Annotated in this window: 13 protein-coding genes and 1 riboswitch; of the genes, 4 read left to right on the top strand and 9 right to left on the bottom strand. The window is 65.3% G+C overall.

Going from position 1 to position 17,841, the window contains the following annotated elements; translation table 11 throughout:
* Positions 1-88: 88 nt before the first annotated feature.
* The 3 genes from gcvP to gcvT form a co-directional block, all read right to left on the bottom strand.
* Positions 89-2,953 (bottom strand): aminomethyl-transferring glycine dehydrogenase, encoded by a 2,865-nt coding sequence (gcvP, locus tag BRA471DRAFT_RS24720; protein ID WP_007612174.1) that lies wholly within the window; start codon positions 2,951-2,953, stop codon positions 89-91.
* Between the two features lie 278 nt (positions 2,954-3,231).
* Positions 3,232-3,600: a glycine cleavage system protein GcvH gene (gene gcvH / locus BRA471DRAFT_RS24715; protein WP_007612173.1), complete on the bottom strand. Its 369-nt coding sequence runs from the start codon at positions 3,598-3,600 to the stop codon at positions 3,232-3,234.
* 11 nt (positions 3,601-3,611) lie between these two features.
* Positions 3,612-4,760, bottom strand: coding sequence for a glycine cleavage system aminomethyltransferase GcvT (gene gcvT / locus BRA471DRAFT_RS24710; RefSeq protein ID WP_007612171.1), 1,149 nt, complete (start codon positions 4,758-4,760; stop codon positions 3,612-3,614).
* 143 nt (positions 4,761-4,903) lie between these two features.
* Positions 4,904-4,993, bottom strand: a riboswitch (glycine riboswitch).
* A 233-nt stretch (positions 4,994-5,226) separates the two neighbouring features.
* On the opposite strand from gcvT, the gene alaS reads away from it, so the two are divergent.
* Both alaS and BRA471DRAFT_RS24700 read left to right on the top strand, forming a co-directional pair.
* Entirely contained in the window at positions 5,227-7,920 is a 2,694-nt protein-coding gene (gene alaS / locus BRA471DRAFT_RS24705; RefSeq protein ID WP_007612170.1) for an alanine--tRNA ligase, read from the top strand.
* 4 nt (positions 7,921-7,924) lie between these two features.
* Positions 7,925-9,193: a cyclic nucleotide-gated ion channel gene (locus tag BRA471DRAFT_RS24700; protein ID WP_007612168.1), complete on the top strand. Its 1,269-nt coding sequence runs from the start codon at positions 7,925-7,927 to the stop codon at positions 9,191-9,193.
* Here the strand turns inward: BRA471DRAFT_RS24700 and BRA471DRAFT_RS24695 are convergent.
* Positions 9,157-9,651, bottom strand: coding sequence for a DUF3455 domain-containing protein (locus BRA471DRAFT_RS24695; protein WP_007612166.1), 495 nt, complete (start codon positions 9,649-9,651; stop codon positions 9,157-9,159). The two genes, BRA471DRAFT_RS24700 and BRA471DRAFT_RS24695, sit on opposite strands and share 37 nt — an antisense overlap.
* 99 nt (positions 9,652-9,750) lie before the next feature.
* Positions 9,751-10,965, bottom strand: a complete 1,215-nt coding sequence (locus tag BRA471DRAFT_RS24690) for an NADP-dependent isocitrate dehydrogenase (protein ID WP_007612164.1) — start codon at positions 10,963-10,965, stop codon at positions 9,751-9,753.
* Positions 10,966-11,333: 368 nt separating this feature from the next.
* Between BRA471DRAFT_RS24690 and BRA471DRAFT_RS24685 the strand changes: the two genes are divergently transcribed.
* The gene (locus tag BRA471DRAFT_RS24685; protein WP_007612163.1) at positions 11,334-12,533 is read left to right on the top strand and encodes a TrmJ/YjtD family RNA methyltransferase; all 1,200 of its coding nucleotides are present in this window, start codon (positions 11,334-11,336) and stop codon (positions 12,531-12,533) included.
* Positions 12,534-12,621: 88 nt separating this feature from the next.
* On the opposite strand, the gene BRA471DRAFT_RS24680 is transcribed toward BRA471DRAFT_RS24685, so the two are convergent.
* Genes BRA471DRAFT_RS24680 through mddA form a run of 3 tightly spaced genes read right to left on the bottom strand, consistent with a single transcriptional unit; the run spans position 12,622 to position 15,147 of the window.
* Positions 12,622-13,371: a hypothetical protein gene (locus BRA471DRAFT_RS24680; RefSeq protein ID WP_007612162.1), complete on the bottom strand. Its 750-nt coding sequence runs from the start codon at positions 13,369-13,371 to the stop codon at positions 12,622-12,624.
* 28 nt (positions 13,372-13,399) lie between these two features.
* Entirely contained in the window at positions 13,400-14,377 is a 978-nt protein-coding gene (locus tag BRA471DRAFT_RS24675) for an NADPH:quinone oxidoreductase family protein (RefSeq protein WP_007612161.1), read from the bottom strand.
* Positions 14,374-15,147: a methanethiol S-methyltransferase gene (mddA, locus tag BRA471DRAFT_RS24670; protein WP_007612160.1), complete on the bottom strand. Its 774-nt coding sequence runs from the start codon at positions 15,145-15,147 to the stop codon at positions 14,374-14,376. The genes BRA471DRAFT_RS24675 and mddA overlap by 4 nt, the downstream gene beginning before the upstream one ends.
* A gap of 144 nt (positions 15,148-15,291) precedes the next feature.
* On the opposite strand from mddA, the gene BRA471DRAFT_RS24665 reads away from it, so the two are divergent.
* Complete coding sequence (locus BRA471DRAFT_RS24665) at positions 15,292-16,860, top strand: alpha/beta fold hydrolase (protein WP_007612158.1); 1,569 nt, start codon at positions 15,292-15,294, stop codon at positions 16,858-16,860.
* Between the two features lie 79 nt (positions 16,861-16,939).
* Here BRA471DRAFT_RS24665 and BRA471DRAFT_RS24660 read toward each other — a convergent pair whose 3' ends face one another.
* The gene (locus BRA471DRAFT_RS24660; protein WP_007612157.1) at positions 16,940-17,620 is read right to left on the bottom strand and encodes a TetR/AcrR family transcriptional regulator; all 681 of its coding nucleotides are present in this window, start codon (positions 17,618-17,620) and stop codon (positions 16,940-16,942) included.
* Between the last annotated feature and the right edge of the window lie 221 nt (positions 17,621-17,841).

Raw genomic sequence — 17,841 nt, 5'->3', positions numbered from 1 at the left:
ATTGCTGGTTGCGCCTTAGATAAATAAAATCGTGTGCCGCAGGCTGTAGGATGGGTAGAGCGAAGCGAAACCCATCCTACGCAGCGTCTTACTCCGCCGCTTCCGCATAATCGCTTACCGGCGGGCACGAGCACACCAGGTTGCGGTCGCCATAGACGTTGTCGACGCGCCCGACCGGGGACCAGTATTTGTCGGTGCGCGAGGTGCCCGCGGGGAAGCAGCCCTCGGCGCGGGTGTAGGCGCGCTTCCAATCGTCGTCCGCGATGTCGTGCACGGTGTGGGGGGCGTTGCGCAGCGGGGACGCCTCGATCTTGAAGCGGCCAGCCTCGACCTCGGCGATTTCCTTCCGGATCGCGATCATGGCATCGCAGAAGCGATCGAGCTCCGCCTTGGATTCGGATTCGGTCGGCTCGATCATCAGCGTGCCCGGCACCGGGAAGCTCATGGTGGGCGCATGGAAGCCGTAGTCGATCAGGCGCTTGGCGATGTCGTCGACGGTGACGCCGGACGTCGTCTTCAGCCCGCGGGGATCGACGATGCACTCATGCGCGACGCGGCCCTTTTCATTCTTGTAGAGCACCGGGAAGTGCGCATCGAGCCTTGCTGCGACGTAGTTGGCGTTGAGGATCGCGATCTCGGTGGCGCGCTTGAGGCCTTCGCCGCCCATCATCAGGATGTAGATGTAGGAGATGGTCAGGATCGAGGCCGAGCCGAACGGTGCGGCCGACACGGGCCCGACCGGCGCTTTCCCATCCGTCACGGGGTGGCCCGGGAGGAACGGCGCGAGATGCGCCTTGACGCCGATCGGTCCCATGCCCGGGCCGCCGCCGCCATGCGGGATGCAGAAGGTCTTGTGCAGGTTGAGATGGCTGACATCGGCGCCGTAGTCGCCGGGCCGCGACAGCCCGACCTGCGCGTTGAGGTTGGCGCCATCGAGATAGACCTGGCCGCCATGGCCATGCACGATGTCGCAGATCTCGCGGATGTGCTCCTCGAACACGCCATGGGTCGAGGGATAGGTGATCATGACCGCGGCGAGGTCGTTCGAATGCTTCTCGGCCTTGGCGCGGAGATCGTTGACGTCGACGTCGCCGTTCTTCTGGCAAGCGACCACCACCACGTCCATGCCGACCATCGCGGCCGAGGCCGGGTTGGTGCCGTGGGCGGAGGAGGGGATGAGGCATATCTTGCGATGGCTCTGCCCACGCGCCGCGTGATAGCCACGGATGGCCAGAAGCCCGGCATATTCGCCTTGCGCACCGGAATTCGGCTGCAGCGAGATCGCGTCATAGCCGGTGATGTCGCACAGCCACTTCTCCAGGCGCGCGAACAGCGCGTGATAGCCGCGCGCCTGCTCGCGCGGGGCGAAAGGATGAAGCGAGCCGAATTCGGGCCAGGTCAGCGGCATCATCTCGGTGGTCGCGTTCAGCTTCATGGTGCACGAGCCGAGCGGAATCATGGCGCGGTCGAGCGCGAGGTCGCGGTCGCTGAGCTTGCGCATGTAGCGCAGCATCTCGGTTTCCGAGCGATGCGCATGGAAGACGGGGTGGGTGAGGAAAGAGGTCGCGCGCTTGAGCGCCTCCGGCAGCGCCTCGCGCGTGGTGGCGTCGATCTCGGCGTATGCAAGCTGCCCGCCGAAGGCGCGCCAGACTGCTTCCACCGTCGCTGGCGTGGTGGTCTCGTCGAGCGCGATCCGCAATGCGGTTTCGCCGACGCCAAGGTTGATCTTTTCGGCAGCGGCGCGCGCGACGGTCTCGGCGCGTTTGCTACCTGCATCCACGCTGAGCGTGTCGAAGAAACTGTCAGACTGCAGCGCAAAGCCGAGCTTGCGCAGGCCCGCGGCGAGCACGGCCGCGCGGCGATGCACATTGCGCGCGATCTGCGTCAAGCCTTCGGGGCCGTGATAGACCGCATACATCGAGGCGATCACGGCGAGCAGCACCTGCGCGGTGCAGATGTTGGAGGTCGCCTTCTCGCGGCGGATGTGCTGCTCGCGGGTCTGCAGCGCGAGGCGATAGGCAGGCATCCCGCGCGAGTCCACGGAGAGGCCGACGATGCGGCCGGGCAGCGAACGCTTCAGCGCATCGCGCACCGCCATATAGGCCGCGTGCGGTCCGCCATAGCCCATCGGCACGCCAAAACGTTGCGCCGAGCCGATGGCGATGTCGGCGCCGAGCTCGCCGGGCGAGGCGAGCAGTGTCAGGGCGAGGAGATCGGCGGCGATGATCGCGAGTGCGCCCTTGGCCTTCAGGCTGGCGATCGCGGGCCTGAGGTCGCGCACAGCGCCTGAACTGCCCGGGTATTGCAGCAGCGCGCCGAGCACGTCGGTCTTGTCGAGATCGGTGAGGGGATCGCCGACGACCAGGGTCCAGCCCAGCGGCTCCGCGCGGGTGCGCATCACGGCGAGCGTCTGCGGATGCACTTCCTTGTCGACGAAGAAGGCTTTTGCTTCAACTTTCGAGTGCCGCTCCGCGAGCGCCATCGCTTCGGCGGCAGCGGTGGCCCCGTCGAGCAGCGAGGCGTTGGCGACGTCGAGCCCGGTGAGGTCGCAGATCATGGTCTGGAAGTTGAGCAGAGCCTCGAGGCGGCCCTGGCTGATCTCGGGCTGGTAGGGCGTGTACGCCGTGTACCAGGCCGGGTTCTCCAAAATGTTGCGCTGGATCACTGCGGGCAGCATCGTGCCGGAATAGCCTTGGCCGATCAGGGAGGTGAAGACCTGGTTCTGGGCGGCGAGCTCGGCCATATGCGCGATCGCCTCGGTCTCGCTGAGCGGCTTGCCGAGATCGAGTGGGGCGGCCTGCCGGATCGAAGCGGGCAGCGTCTGCGCCATCAGCGCGTCGACGCTGTTCGCGCCGACGGCCTCGAGCATCGCGGTGACGTCGCGTGCCGAGGGACCGATGTGGCGGCGTACGAAGCCGGTGGTGTCGCCGTTGGATTTGCGGTGCGCGGTCATCATGGGTCCTCGCTTTAGGTCATCTGTCGTCGTCACGCCCGCAGGCGCAGGGGCAATCGCATAAGCGGATCACGTTGCTTCGGCACGTCCGTGCCACAAACTCGTCATGCCCGGGCTTGTCCCGGGCATCCACGTTCTTGGTGTCGCGCGAAGGCCGTGGATGGCCGGGACAAGCCCGGCCATGACGTTGTGGAAACATCCCGTACACTCTCGTGCGATAGCCCTGCGCCTTCGCGGGGCATGACAGTGAGTGTGTGGAGACGGATCGTCTCATATCCTCACGCCGTGTGAGCCTTATACGCCGCTTCATCCATGAGGCCGCCGAGCTCGCTCTTGTCGGCCATCTTGATCTTGAAGAACCACGCCTTGCCCTGCGCATCCGAGTTCACCAGCGCCGGCTCGCTCGCGAGCTCGGGGTTGGTCTCGAGCACCTCGCCGCTAACAGGCGCGTAGACGTCCGATGCGGCCTTGACCGATTCGACGACGGCGGCGGCTTCGGTCTTCTTCAGCGTCCGGCCGAGCTTGGGCAATTCGACGAACACGACATCGCCGAGCTGCGATTGCGCATAGTCGGTGATGCCGACGGTGGCGACATCGCCGTCGATCGCAAGCCATTCGTGGTCGGAGGTGTAGAGCGTCGTGGTCATTTTCTCGGTCCTCAGCGTTTGTAGGTGTTTTTCACGAAGGGCATGGCGGCGATTTGCACGGCCAGGCGTTGGCCGCGCACCTCGGCGAAGAGTTTTGTGTCGATCGCGCTCGATGCGGTGGGCACATAGCCCATTGCGACCGGCGCATTCAGGCTCGGGCCGAAGCCGCCCGAGGTGACCTTTCCGATCGGCTCGCCGGAGGTCGCGTCCGCAAACAGCAGCGCGCCCTCGCGCACCGGCGCGCGGCCCTCGGTCCGCAGGCCGACGCGGCGGCGGGATGCGCCGTGGTCGAAATGGGCCAGAATCTTTGCCGCGCCGGGGAAGCCGCCGGCGCGCGCGCCGCCGGTGCGGCGGCTCTTCTGCACCGACCATTCCAGCGCGGCCTCGACCGGCGTGGTCGCGGTGTCGATGTCGTGGCCGTAAAGACAAAGCCCGGCCTCGAGCCGCAGGCTGTCGCGGGCGCCGAGCCCGATCGGCATCACGACCGGATTGTCCAGCAGCGCCCTGGCGAGCCGTTCGGCATCGCCGGCAGGAACCGAAATCTCGAATCCGTCCTCGCCGGTGTAGCCGGAGCGCGAGACGAAGCAGTCGAGGCCGGCGACCCTGTGCGGGCCGGAATCCATGAACTTCATGGCGGGCGCCTCTGCACATAATTTCGCCAGCGCCGATTCCGCCTTCGGCCCTTGCAGCGCGATCAGCGCGCGGTCGGCAAGCTGCTCGATCATGCAGTCGTCCGAGAGATTCGCGCGCAGATGCGCCTCGTCCTCGGCCTTGCAGGCGGCGTTGACGACCAGGAAGAGGTGATCACCGAAATTGGCGACCATCAGATCGTCCAGAATTCCGCCCTCGCCATTGGTGAACTGGGCGTAGCGCTGCCGGCCCGGCGCAATCGCCAAGATGTCCTGCGGCACCAACCGCTCCAGCGCACGGGCGGCGTCCTCGACTTTGCCGGACTTCGGCCTGAGCGCGATCTGACCCATGTGGGAGACGTCGAACAGGCCGGCCGCGTTGCGGGTATGAAGGTGCTCCTTCAGGACTCCGGCCGGATATTGCACCGGCATGTCATAGCCAGCGAACGGCACCATCTTGCCGCCGAGCGAGACATGCAGGTCGTAAAGGGGGGTGCGTTTCAGGGAGTCTTTGTCGTCACGCGCAAGCATCGGGGGGGCCCTCGGCGGTTCCCCGGGAACGATTTCCCGTGGACACCAGTCGAAGCCCCATCTGTCGCTGTGCCTGAGAGTATTATCCCGTCGGCGGACGCTATCCGGGTTAAGCCCGTCGGCGCCTCTTTCCAGATGCTGTCAAAGCCACGCGGTCCTTTTGCCTGAGAGTTTCCGGGGCGGTTGCTCCTTCGGCGCCGGCTACCAGTGCCGGTCTCTCCCGACGTGGCCGTACGATACAGATAGGTAAAGACCACAGGCCGGCCAAGCCTGTCAACGCGGCATCGGCGGCTTTCCAACGGATTGCAAGGGGATTGCAAACCTGCGGCAACGCCTTGATCTGTCTGCACAGTTTCTGGACAGCGAAGCTGGCCTTGTCTAAAAGCGCTTTGACCCGCAGATATCAGCCCAAACTCGCGGTTTGGATGGCTGGAAGGCGGGTGCAAGCACACCCGATTGGATGAACATGAGCGGCGTCAACGAGATCAGGTCGACCTTTCTGAACTTCTTTGCCGAGAACGGCCACGAGATCGTGTCGTCCTCGCCATTGGTGCCGCGCAACGATCCGACGTTGATGTTCACCAATGCCGGCATGGTGCAGTTCAAGAACGTCTTCACCGGCGTCGAGAAGCGGCCCTATCAGCGCGCCACCACCTCGCAGAAATGCGTGCGCGCCGGCGGCAAGCACAACGACCTCGACAATGTCGGCTACACCGCGCGCCATCTCACGTTCTTCGAGATGCTCGGCAACTTCTCGTTCGGCGACTATTTCAAGGAGCGCGCGATCGAGCTCGCCTGGACGCTGATCACGAAGGAGTTCGGGCTCAAGAAAGACAAGCTGCTCGTCACGGTCTACCACACCGACGACGAGGCGGCCGGGCTGTGGAAGAAGATCGCGGGCTTCTCCGAGGATCGCATCATCCGCATCCCGACCTCGGACAATTTCTGGGCGATGGGCGACACCGGCCCGTGCGGCCCGTGCTCGGAGATCTTCATCGATCGCGGCGAGCACATCTGGGGCGGGCCTCCGGGCTCGCCTGAGGAGGACGGCGATCGCTTCCTCGAATTCTGGAATCTGGTGTTCATGCAGTACGAGCAGGTGACGAAGGAGGAGCGCGTGGCGCTGCCGCGTCCCTCGATCGACACCGGCATGGGGCTGGAGCGCATGGCCTGCATCATGCAGGGTGTCGACAGCGTGTTCGAAACCGACCTGTTCCGTCATTTGATCGACGCGACGGCGTCCGCGCTCGGAAGCGGACCGAACGAGCAGACCGTGGCCTCGTTCCGCGTCATCGCTGACCATCTGCGTTCCTCGGCCTTCCTCGTCGCCGACGGCGTGCTGCCCTCGAACGAGGGCCGCGGCTATGTGCTGCGCCGGATCATGCGCCGCGCGATGCGCCATGCGCAGCTGCTCGGTGCGCAAGAGCCGCTGATGCATCGGCTGGTCTGGGCGCTGGTGCGCGAGATGGGCCAGGCCTATCCGGATCTGATGCGCGCGGAAAATTTGATCGAGGAAACGCTGCGGCTGGAAGAGACCCGCTTCCGCAAGACGCTGACGCGCGGCCTCGCCATTCTCGACGAAAAGAGCGCGTCCTTAAAGAAGGGCGACATGTTCGACGGCGACGTCGCCTTCACGCTGTACGACACCTATGGCTTCCCGCTCGACCTGACGCAGGACGCGCTGAAGTCGCGCGGCATCAGCGTCGATCAGGCCTCCTTCACCGACGCGATGGAGCGTCAGAAGGCCAAGGCGCGGGAATCCTGGAAGGGGTCGGGCGAAGCTGCTTCCGAGGCGATCTGGTTCCCGCTGCGTGAGAAGCTGGGCGCAACCGAATTCCTGGGTTACGAGACCGAGAGCGCCGAAGGCGTGGTGACCGCGCTGGTCAAGGACGGCAAGGAAGCCACCAGCCTCAAGGCCGGCGACACGGGCGCGATCGTGCTGAACCAGACGCCGTTCTACGCAGAATCCGGCGGGCAGGTCGGCGACACCGGCGTGTTGACCGGCGAGGGCGGCATCAAATTCCGCGTCACCGACACGCAGAAGAAGCTCGGCGATTTCTTCGTTCACGTCGGCACGGTGGAGAGCGGGGAGCTGAAAGTTGGCACCGCGCTGCAGCTCGAAGTCGATCACGGCAGGCGCTTTTCGATCCGCGCGCATCACTCGGCGACCCATCTCATCCACGAGGCGCTGCGCCAGGTGCTCGGCGATCACATCGCCCAGCGCGGCTCGATGGTCGCGCCGGATCGGCTGCGTTTCGACTTCGTGCATCCGAAGCCGATCACGGCGGAAGAGCTCGCGCGCGTCGAGGACATCGCCAACGACGTGGTGCTGGAGAATGACGAGGTCTCGACCCGCGTCATGGGCGTGGACGAGGCCCGTGAGGCCGGCGCACGGGCGCTGTTCGGCGAGAAATATGGCGACGAGGTTCGCGTCGTCTCGATGGGCCGGACCGCGCGCGAGCGCGGCGCCAACGCACTCGGCTGGTCGGTCGAGCTGTGCGGCGGCACCCATGTCAGGCGCACCGGCGACATCGGCCTGATCACGCTGACGGGCGAGAGCGCGGTTGCCTCCGGCGTGCGCCGCATCGAGGCTTTAACCGGCAACTACGCGCGCAAACACGCCAACGACACCATGGCGCTGGCGAAGACCGCGGCCCACGAGCTGCGCACCTCGATCGACGACGTCCCGGCGCGCATTGCCGCGCTGATGGAGGAGCGCAAGAGGCTCGAGCGCGAGGTCTCCGACGCCCGCAAGAAGCTGGCGATGGGCGGCGGTGCATCCTCGAGCAACGGCGCGGCCTCCGGCGTGCGCGAGGTCGGCGACGTCAAGCTGATGGCGCGCGCGGTCGAGGGCATCGAGATGAAGGATCTCAAGAGCCTTGCCGACGACGGCAAGAAGCAGATCGGCTCCGGCGTCGTCGCCATCGTCGGCGTCACCGAGGACGGCAAGGCTGGCGTGGTTGTCGGCGTCACCGCCGACCTCACCTCGCGTTTCAATGCGGTCAATCTGGTGAAGGTCGCCTCCGAAGCGCTCGGCGGCAAGGGTGGCGGCGGGCGGCCCGACATGGCGCAGGCCGGTGGCCCCGATGGCGCGAATGCGGCCGCGGCGCTCACGGCGATCGAAAAAGCCATGACTGAACAAAAATCGGCCGGCGCGTAAGCAGGTGCGCCCCGTTCCGCGAGGACGTGGCTCAACCGATCCCGATCTGAGGGATCGCCTCTACGAATTGCTGGAGCACGATCCGCTGGCCTACTCGGTCGGATCGCGCTTCATCCAGCTGATCATCGGCGTCATCGTGCTCGACGTCGCTGCGATGATCCTTGCCTCGGTGCCGGAGCTGGACGCGCAATTCGGCGCGCTGTTCGCGGGCATCACCATCCTGTCCGTGATCGTGTTCGCGCTGGAATATGCGGCGCGGCTGTGGACCGTGGCGGGCCATACCCAGCGCACGGCGTCCGCGCTGTCGGACCGGCTCGGCTATGTCTTCTCCGCGCTCGGCATCATCGATCTCCTCGCGTTCCTGCCGGCCGCGATCGTGCTGGCCACCGGCCGGCATGCGACGCTGGCAGCGCTCGGCGTGCTGCCGTTCTTCAAGCTGGTGCGCTACTCGCCGGCGATGCGTTCGCTGCTCGCGGCCGTCCATGCCGAGCGGCGGGCGCTTATCGGCTGCATCGTCATCCTGATCGGCGCGGTTCTGACGTTTGCCTCGCTGCTCTACGCCATCGAGCGCGACGTGCAGCCGGACAAGCTCGGCACCATTCCGCAGGCGATGTGGTGGGCGATCGTGACGCTCGGCACCGTCGGCTATGGCGACGTCGTGCCGGTGACGGCGTTTGGAAAATTCATCTCCGTCTTCACCATCATCAGCGGATTTGCCATGATCGCGCTGCCGGTCGCGATCATCTCGACGGCCTTTGCGGAAGAGGTGAAACGGCGCGACTTCGTGGTCACCTGGGGCATGCTGGCGCGGGTGCCGCTGTTCTCGCATCTCAGCGCGTCCGAGATCGCCGACATCATGCGGCTGCTGCGGGCGCGCACGATCGAGCAGGGCGAGATCCTGGTGCGGCGGGGCGATGCGGCTTCGTCGATGTATTTCATCACCGCCGGCGAGGTCGAGATCGCGCTGCCGAACCAGCAGGTGCGGCTCGCGGATGGCACCTTCTTCGGCGAGATCGCGCTGCTGCACAAGACCAAACGCAGCGGCACGGTGACAGCGACGCGCAAGACCCGACTGCTGGTGCTCGACGCCCAGGACTTTCACGCCCTGATCGAACGCATGCCGACGCTCGCCGCGCATGTCCACAAGACGGCGAAGGCGCGGCTGGAGGGCAGCGGCGACCTTGCGGTGGCGGAGCTGGCGCAGGCGGAGCGCGAAGGCACCGACCCGCTGAGGGCTCAGCCTTTCTTCAGGAAGACATACTCGGCCGAATAGGGCGCGCTTCTGAAATCGCCGGCCTTGTCGCAAGAACCCTCGAGCTTGCCGCCATGGGTGTTGACGCGCTGAACCGTCGTAACCGGCGTGAGGATGCCGCTGCCGCGGTGGGCGGTCACTTCCAGCTTCAGCCAGGGAATGTCGGCAGCGGTGGTACCCGGCGCATTGCCGGCGGCCTTGGCGGCCACGGCGCTGCCGTCGGCATGCTCCCAGTTCGGCCCGGCATAGTGCCGGCCGATCGTCTTGCCCTCGGACAGCAGCGTGGCGATCGGCTCGCGAAAAGCCCAGGCGAGCTTGCCGTCGGTGCCGGCCTTGCACTCATAGACCTGCGCGCCCTCGGCGTGGACGCTGAGCACGATGCTCTCGCCGGGCGCGGCGATGGCGTCGGGGCGCGGGTCGGCGGCCAGAACCGGTCCAGCGAGCAGCAACAGGCAGGGGACGGCAAGCTTGATCGACATGGTCGCATCTCCGCGCAAAGGTCCAAAAAAGCGAACGGGCCGCGCTTACGACGCGGCCCGTGATGATGTCCGATCCAGTCGGGCGAAATTGCGGACGGCTTACGCCGCCAGCGCCTTCCCGAGGTTCTCGGCGACCTTGTCGAGGAAGCCGGTGGTCGAGAGCCAGCGCTGGTCGGCGCCGACCAGGAGCGCGAGGTCCTTGGTCATGTAGCCTTCCTCGACGGTGTCGACGCAGACCTTCTCCAGGGTGTTGGCGAACTTGGCGAGCTCGGCATTGTTGTCGAGCTTGGCGCGGTGCGACAGGCCGCGGGTCCAGGCGAAGATCGACGCGATCGAGTTGGTCGAGGTCTCCTTGCCCTTCTGGTGCTCGCGGTAGTGGCGGGTCACGGTGCCGTGGGCGGCTTCGGCTTCCACCGTCTTGCCGTCGGGGGTGAGGAGGACCGAGGTCATCAGGCCGAGCGAGCCGTAGCCCTGCGCCACCGTGTCGGACTGCACGTCGCCGTCATAGTTCTTGCAGGCCCAGACATAGCCGCCGGACCATTTCAGCGCCGAGGCGACCATGTCGTCGATCAGGCGGTGCTCGTAGGTCAGGCCCTTGGCGTCGAATTCCTTCTTGAACTCGCGCTCGTAGATGTCCTGGAAGATGTCCTTGAAGCGACCGTCATAGATCTTCATGATCGTATTCTTGGTCGAGAGATAGACCGGGTAGTTGCGCAGCAGGCCGTAGTTGAGCGAAGCGCGTGCGAAGTCGATGATGGAATCGTCGAGATTGTACATCTGCATGGCGACGCCGGCGCCGGGCGCCTTGAACACTTCACGCTCGATCACGGTACCGTCCTCGCCGACGAACTTCATCGTCAGCGTACCCTTGCCCGGGAACTTGATGTCGGTGGCGCGGTACTGGTCTCCATAGGCGTGGCGGCCGATGATGATTGGCTTGGTCCAGCCGGGAACCAGGCGCGGCACGTTCTTGCAGATGATCGGCTCGCGGAAGATCACGCCGCCGAGGATGTTGCGGATGGTGCCGTTCGGCGACTTCCACATCTGCTTGAGGTTGAACTCCTTCACCCGGGCCTCGTCCGGAGTGATGGTGGCGCACTTGACGCCGACGCCGACCTTCTTGATGGCTTCGGCGGCGTCGATCGTCACCTGATCGTTGGTCTCGTCACGGTACTCCATGCCCAGGTCGAAATAGAGCAGCTCGACATCCAGGAACGGGTTGATCAGCTTGTCCTTGATGTACTGCCAGATGATCCGGGTCATCTCGTCGCCATCGAGTTCGACGACGGGGTTGGACACCTTGATTTTTGCCATGATCGGGGAAGCCTCTTGGGAACGGCGCTTTGGCGCGCCACGGGAATATCCGCCGCCTCTTAGCACCGGGACGCGGCCGGCGAAAGCCAAGGGATTATGCACTTTTAGCTCATCCAGCCCCCGCAGATGGGGGGCGGGAGCAGCCCTGCCGCGGGGACCGGGCTGAGGTTTCAGACGAGATTCAAAAGTCGAATCCAACCCGTTATTTCCCTTGAGAATTTCGTCAGGACAGGCAAACGACAGGCGGACGGTCAGCCGGCCCGAGAGCAGGTCAAGACCGGGTCGAGACCAGGCCAGGACCGGCCTTGAATCGATTCATGAAGAGCGCCTCTCCAAGGCCTTGAGAACCAGTGTGAAAGCGAAGCGAGATGTCGGGGACTGACAAGAGCAAGGCGGGCCTTTCCCTCGACGGTCCCATCGTGATCCTGGTCGAGCCGCAGCTTGGCGAAAACATCGGCATGGCCGCGCGCGCCATGGGCAATTTTGCGCTTTCCGCGCTGCGCATCGTCAACCCGCGCGACGGCTGGCCCAACATCGCCGCCCAGCGCGCCGCAGCCGGGGCCGACTATATTCTGGACAAGGTCGAATTGTTCGACACGGTCGGTGAGGCCGTCGCCGACCTCGACCTGCTGTTCGCCACGACCGCGCGCCCCCACGACCAGGCCAAGCCGGTGGTGGGGCCGGAAGCCGCAGCTAGCGAGATTTCCGGGCACGTCGCGGCGGGCGGCAAGGCCGGTATCCTGTTCGGCCGGGAGCGCTGGGGCCTGACCAACGAGGAGGTCGGGCTCGCCAACCGCATCATCACCTTTCCGGTCAATCCGGGCTTTGCCTCGCTCAACCTCGCCCAGGCCGTGCTCTTGGTCGGCTACGAATGGTTCAAGCGCGCGACCTCCGGCCAGCTGCCGCACGCCATGCCCGAGCGCTCCGAGCGCGCCTCGCAGCACCAGATGCAGGCGTTCTTCGACAATCTGATCCGCGAGCTCGACCGGGTCGAATTTCTGCGCCCGGCCGAGAAGCGCGACACCATGCTGGTGAACCTGCGCAACATCTTCACCCGGATGGAGCCGACCAAGCAGGACATGCACACCCTGCACGGGGTGGTGATGGCCATTGCCGAGGGACGCAAGGGCCCGGCCAAGGGCGGCGTGCTCGACGGCGAGCAGGCCACGCGCCTGCGCGCGCTGCTGGCCGAACACGGTCAGGGCGGCGGTGTGCCCGACAGTGGCTCCACCGTACGCGGCCTCGCACGCCTGCTCCGCCGCAACCCGACCGATGCCGAGCGGCTGCTCTGGCAGGCGCTCACACGCGATCGCCGCTTCGCAGGAGGGTTCAAGCGCCAGACCCCTGTGGGGCGGCACATTCCGGACTTCGTCTCGTTCCCGCACCGGATCGCGATCGAGCTGGTCAACGCGGGTGAGAACGAGGCGATCGTCGCGGATCGTGTGGCGAGGCGAGCGTGGCTGGAGGCAAGGGACTATCGGGTGATCGAGATGCGGGCGGCGGATGTCGAGCGGGGTCTGGAGGCGGAGCTGGAGCGGCTTCAGGAGATGATGTCTCAGAGCGCGTAGGCTTCGTAGGTGGATTAGCCGAAGGCGTAATCCACCTCTTCTCGTACCGCTGCCAAAGTGGTGGATTACGCTTCGCTACTAATCCACCCTACGGAGTGCGCCCGAACTGCACCTCGCGATTGACCGCGATCCATGTCGTGCGCGCCACCGCCAGCAACTTCCCGGCTCCATCATGCACCGCAGCCTCGGCCATGCGCTTGCGGCCGTCGCGGCCGGTGGGCCAGGCCGTGATGATGCAGCGTTCTCCCGGGCGCGGGCGGGCCTCGATCCGCGCCGACATCCGCCCCAGCAGCAGCGGGGTCCGGTCGAAGCTGCCGGTCTGCTGATCGCAATTGCAGGCAAAGCCGGTGGGGCAGTCGAGCGCCGACCAGAGGAATTCCGGCGCGATCAGGCCGTCCTCGGCAGCGAGATTCTGATCCGGGGTCCAGCTCGCCGCGAGAACGGCTTTGTGACCACGGAGCGAACCGGCAAAAATGCGCAGGCCATCTCCCTTCGCCCTTGCGGGACCGCACACGAAACATGTCGGCAGCGGATGCTCGTGCGGCTCGATCGGGGTCAGCAATTCGGCGGCGCAGGCCTCCTCGAAGCTGGCTGTCTCCACGCGTGCAAGCTCCACGCTTGCCGCTCGCCCGGTCGCGACGATCTTGTCGCCGTCGCGAAGCTCCCATGTGCCGTCGTCTGTCGCGACTGCATCGAGCGGCGTGTCCAGTGGAGGCGGTGCGCGCAGCGTCACCTCGGCGCCGCCGGGAATGTGGCGGGCGAGCCGGCCGCAGACATAGCCGCCGTTGCCGGAGTTCGGAGGACCGCAAAAGCGTTTATCGATGATGATCTGTGTCATCGGCTTTGTTCTCTCTTCCCCGTGCACTTTACCTGATCTTGAGGACAATTCGGCCCTGAACCGTTCGGTTGGCCACGGCACGCATGGCTTCTGCGGCCTCCTCCAAAGGGAGGACGCGATCGACGTGCGGGCGGATTTTTCCGCCGGCCAGCAATTGCATCAGCGCGTCGTTCATGCGCGCGGCTTCCGCGGAGAATTTTTCCGCCCAGGCGCCGACGAAGACGCCGAGGATGGAATAGTTCTTCAACAGCGGCAGGTTCATCGGGAGCTGCGGAATTTCGCCGCTGGTGAAGCCGATCGGCATCAGCCGTCCGCCCCATTTCATCGACCGGGCCATCTGCTGGAATATCTCGCCGCCGATAGTGTCGAAGCCGATATCGATGCCTTCGCCACCGGTGATCGCCTTGATCCGGTCGCGCAGATTCTCGGTGCGATAGTTGATGATCTCGCTGGCGCCGTAACTCTGGACCAGGGCAGCCTTGTCATCGGAGCCGACACCGGCGATGACACACAGGCCCAGATCACGGCCGAGATCGGCCGCGGCAAGGCCAACTCCGCCGGCAGCGCCGGTGACGAACAGCGTTTCGCCGCGCTGCGCCCGGGCCCGCTCGACCAGCGCATAATAGGCCGTGCCGTAATTGTGCAGGACCGTCGCCGCGGCTTCGAACGCGACGCCTTCAGGCAGATGCACGCACTTCGAGTCCTTCGCGATCATCCGTTCGGCGTAGCCGCCGGTCCAGGCGCTGCACGCCACGCGGTCGCCGGGCGCGAATCCCGTGACCTCGTCGCCGACCGCGACGACGACACCGGATGCTTCCGTGCCGGGCACGAAAGGCGTCGGCGGCCGCATCTGGTAGAGGCCCGAGACCACCAACTGGTCCATGAAACTGACCGAGGCCGCATGGACGTCGATCAGGATCTCGTCGCCGACCGGCTTCGGCTCGTCGATCTCGCCGACGCACAAATCCGCAGGGCCAGTGAATGAACTGCACAGAATCGCTTTCATCGGGGTGCTCCGAAAAGACGCGGCAGCAGCATGGGAACGCGTCGGCGATAGTCCTGATAGGTCGCGCCGAATTCGGCGATCAGGTCGCGCTCCTCGAACTGAAGCGCGGCCAGGATGTAGGCGGTGTTTGCAAGCGCAAACAGAAGGTGGCCAACGGTCATCTCGGGCGTGGCCCAGAATGCGAGCAGAAAGCCGAGCATGATGGGATGGCGCACGATCTTGTAGAGCAGCGGCGTCCTGAACGACTGACCTGGTATCTCGCTCCCGCGGAACGCGACGAAGGCCTGGCGGAGGCCGAACAGATCGAAATGATCGATCATGTGGGTCGAGGCGAATGCGATCAGCCAGCCGAGCCAATGCACGCCGATCAGCAACCAGGCCGCTATCCCGCTCGCGTGCCAGACCGGCGTCGGGATCGGACGCCACTGCCAGAACAGCAACAGCAGGATCAGGCTGGAGAGCAGCACATAGGTGCTGCGCTGGCAGGCGAGGGGAAGGAATGTGGCCGACCATCGTTTGAAAGCCGGCCGCGCCATCACGCTGTGCTGGATCGCAAACAGGCTCATCAGCAGCAGGTTGACGACGATGGCCACGCTCAGGTCCGTCGGGCTGCCGACGCCGATTGGCATATCGATCGACTTATCAATCGACATATCTATCGATTTGGGCACGACATAATTGCCGACGAAACCGAGCGCATAGAGAAAGGAGACCGTGAAGATGACGTAGCTCACGATGGCGTAGAGCAGGATCAGGAGGCGCGAGATCATGTTTTTTCCTATTGTGCCTGATGCAGCCGTGCCGCATGCAGGAGCCTGAATTGCTCGCCGGCGGCTGGATCTGCCCCGACTGCTATCGCTGGACCGTCCCCTGTGCGTCCCCCCGGGGGCGCCGCGAGGGGAGGGAGGACTTTCATGACGGCTTTCTCGCTGGGGACGTTCGGGTTCCCGGAGGTCCACGCCGACGGCCACCCGATCAAATTGGCCCTCCGCAAGGGCCTCGCGCTGCTGGTCTATCTCGCGGAGGCCAAGGGCGCTGTGGCCCGCGAAATCGTGGCCACGCTGCTGTGGCCTGAAACTGACCGCGAGACCGGCCTTGCGCGATTGCGGCGGCTGCTTCACCGCATCGAGCTGACGCTCGGTCAGCAGGTGTTCGAGACCGACCGGACCAGCCTGCGATGGTCTCCGGCAGTCGCGCTGCAGGTCGATGCACATCTATTCGAGAGCGCCTGCGATCGCGGTGATTTTGACGAGGCCTGCCAGATCTATCGGGGAGATTTCCTCGCAGGCTTCTCGCCGGAGGACTGTCGGGAATTCGACGACTGGGCGTTCTTTCGCCGCGAGGCACTGCGCGGACGGCTGATGCACGCGCTGGAGCGCCTGGTGCAGGACAAGACCACCGCCGGCGACTACTTTGCCGCGGCCGCGCATGCGACCCGTCTGGTCGAGCTCGATCCTTTGAGCGAGGTCTACGGCCGGCATCTGATCCGCAGCCTGCTGCTGGCGGGTGACCGCAGTGCGGCAGAGCGGCACCACGCGGCACTGACGCAGCGGCTGCGTGACGAGCTTGGTGTTACGCCCGAAGCCGCGACCGAAGCGTTGATGAGTCCGGCGGCGGCACATGCGATTCCAGCGACGCGCTATGTCAAGGGCGCCGGCGTGCATCTGGCGTATCAAACCTATGGCAGCGGTCCGCTCGATATCCTGGTCATGCCGGGCTTCGTGTCGCATGTGGAACGCGCCTGGGAGCATCCCGCGAGCCGGACGTTTCTGGCCTCGCTGATGAAGCTGGGACGTCTGATCGTGTTTGATCGTCGCGGCATCGGGTTGTCCGACCGGGTTGGATCTGCGCCCGGTATCGACGTCACCGCGGAGGATATCGGCACCGTGCTGCGGGCCGTGGATGCGCGCCGCGTCGTGCTGTTCGGCGCATCCGAGTGTGGACCTGCCTGCATCAAATTTGCGGTGGACGAGCCACGTCTCGTGGCCGGGCTCATTCTGTTCGGTGCATTGGCCAAGGGCTGCTGGTCGCAGGACTATCCGCACGCGTTGCGCGCCAGCCAGTACGACGCCTGGAGCAAGCGCCTCATTGCGCAATGGGGAGGTCCGGTGGAGATTGAAACCTTCGCGCCGAGCCTAGCCGGCGATCCCCAGGCCCGCGCCTGGTGGGCCGGGCTATTGCGCGCGGCGTCCAGTCCCGGCGGCATCTCGGCGGTGCTCGAGGCGTTTCGCGACGCCGACGTGCGGCACCTTCTGCCGCAGATTGCCATGCCGACATTGGTGCTGCATCGTCGGGACGACAAGGCGGTACGGATCGCGGCCGGCCGCGATGTGGCGAGCCGGATCAAAGGTGCGCAATTCGTCGAGCTTGACGGCCACGATCACTGGTTCTTTGCAGGCGATCAGGGGCCGGTGCTCGATGCGATCAAAAGATTCATAGATCTGTTGCCGTGGGAGGCGAGAGCGGGCCGTAAGGTGCTGTAGCCCGGATGGAGCGGAGCGCAATCCGGGACAGTGCCCCCGCATTGCGCTCCGCTCCATGCGGGCTACGAAGATAGAGCGATCACACCGCCTCGAGCTGATCCGCCGCGCGCTTCTTCTTTGCCTTGGGCTGGCTGAGCAGGGGACCTGCCGTCAGCGCCGCCGTATCCGCCACGCCTGGATCGCGCGACACCATCGCGGCGACGATCGCGCCGTCGATCAGGAGGCCGAGCTGGTGCGCGAGCACGACGGGCTCGTTCGATCCGAGCTCGCCGGCGAGCTTCTCGATGTGGCCGAGCACGATCTTCTTGTGCTTCATCGCGATGTTGCGGAACTGCTTGGCGTCCTTGTCGTGCTCGCCGACCGCGTTGATGAAGGGACAGCCGTAGAAGCGCTCTTCCGCGAACCAGCTCTTCAGGGCCGGGAAGATGCGCGTGAGTTTGGCTTGCGCGTCGCCGCCGCCTTCTTCCATGGCGCCGATGAACCATTCGCGCCACTGCTTGCCTTCGCTCTCCAGTACCGCGTTGACCAGATTGGTCTTGGAGCCGAACAATTTATAGAGCGTGGTCTTTGCGGTGCCGGCTTCCGCGATGATCGCGTCGATGCCGGTGGCGTTGATGCCGTTCTTGCAGAACAGATGCGTGGCCGCGCTGAGCAGGCGCCCGCGTGCGGACTCGTCGTCACCCGCACCGGCGTGCGGCGACTGAGACTTCTGCTTAGAAGTCTTGTTCGGTGAGGGCTTGTTCAGTGAAAGCTTGGCCATGGGATGCAACTTAATCGCAGCCGCGCCGCATCAGCAAGCCGCATCTGTTCTGCGCTGAAAAGATTCGCACGGGAAAGCTCATCTGCATCGCCTTTGAGCAGACGGCCGCTGATCAATCCGCAGGCAGCGTTCGCTAAGCGGCTCCAATGCTTCGCCTTTTGATTTTGGCTGGGTCTGGCACGCTCCATGCAAGGAAACAGACCGTTCGGTATCCTACCGAT

It is taken from the genome of Bradyrhizobium sp. WSM471, from assembly GCF_000244915.1.
Lineage (GTDB): Bacteria > Pseudomonadota > Alphaproteobacteria > Rhizobiales > Xanthobacteraceae > Bradyrhizobium.
The sequence above is the reverse complement of the archived record's forward strand: the minus strand, read 5'-3'. Positions and strand labels throughout refer to the sequence as shown.

Bases quoted from the DNA above. Each gene is read 5' to 3' on its own strand.
- gcvP (WP_007612174.1), bottom strand. From the start codon at position 2,953: ATGACCGCGCACCGCAAATCCAACGGCGACACCACCGGCTTCGTACGC.
- gcvH (WP_007612173.1), bottom strand. From the start codon at position 3,600: ATGACCACGACGCTCTACACCTCCGACCACGAATGGCTTGCGATCGAC.
- gcvT (WP_007612171.1), bottom strand. From the start codon at position 4,760: ATGCTTGCGCGTGACGACAAAGACTCCCTGAAACGCACCCCCCTTTAC.
- alaS (WP_007612170.1), top strand. From the start codon at position 5,227: ATGAGCGGCGTCAACGAGATCAGGTCGACCTTTCTGAACTTCTTTGCC.
- BRA471DRAFT_RS24695 (WP_007612166.1), bottom strand. From the start codon at position 9,651: ATGTCGATCAAGCTTGCCGTCCCCTGCCTGTTGCTGCTCGCTGGACCG.
- BRA471DRAFT_RS24690 (WP_007612164.1), bottom strand. From the start codon at position 10,965: ATGGCAAAAATCAAGGTGTCCAACCCCGTCGTCGAACTCGATGGCGAC.
- BRA471DRAFT_RS24685 (WP_007612163.1), top strand. From the start codon at position 11,334: ATGTCGGGGACTGACAAGAGCAAGGCGGGCCTTTCCCTCGACGGTCCC.
- BRA471DRAFT_RS24680 (WP_007612162.1), bottom strand. From the start codon at position 13,371: ATGACACAGATCATCATCGATAAACGCTTTTGCGGTCCTCCGAACTCC.
- BRA471DRAFT_RS24675 (WP_007612161.1), bottom strand. From the start codon at position 14,377: ATGAAAGCGATTCTGTGCAGTTCATTCACTGGCCCTGCGGATTTGTGC.
- mddA (WP_007612160.1), bottom strand. From the start codon at position 15,147: ATGATCTCGCGCCTCCTGATCCTGCTCTACGCCATCGTGAGCTACGTC.
- BRA471DRAFT_RS24665 (WP_007612158.1), top strand. From the start codon at position 15,292: ATGACGGCTTTCTCGCTGGGGACGTTCGGGTTCCCGGAGGTCCACGCC.
- BRA471DRAFT_RS24660 (WP_007612157.1), bottom strand. From the start codon at position 17,620: ATGGCCAAGCTTTCACTGAACAAGCCCTCACCGAACAAGACTTCTAAG.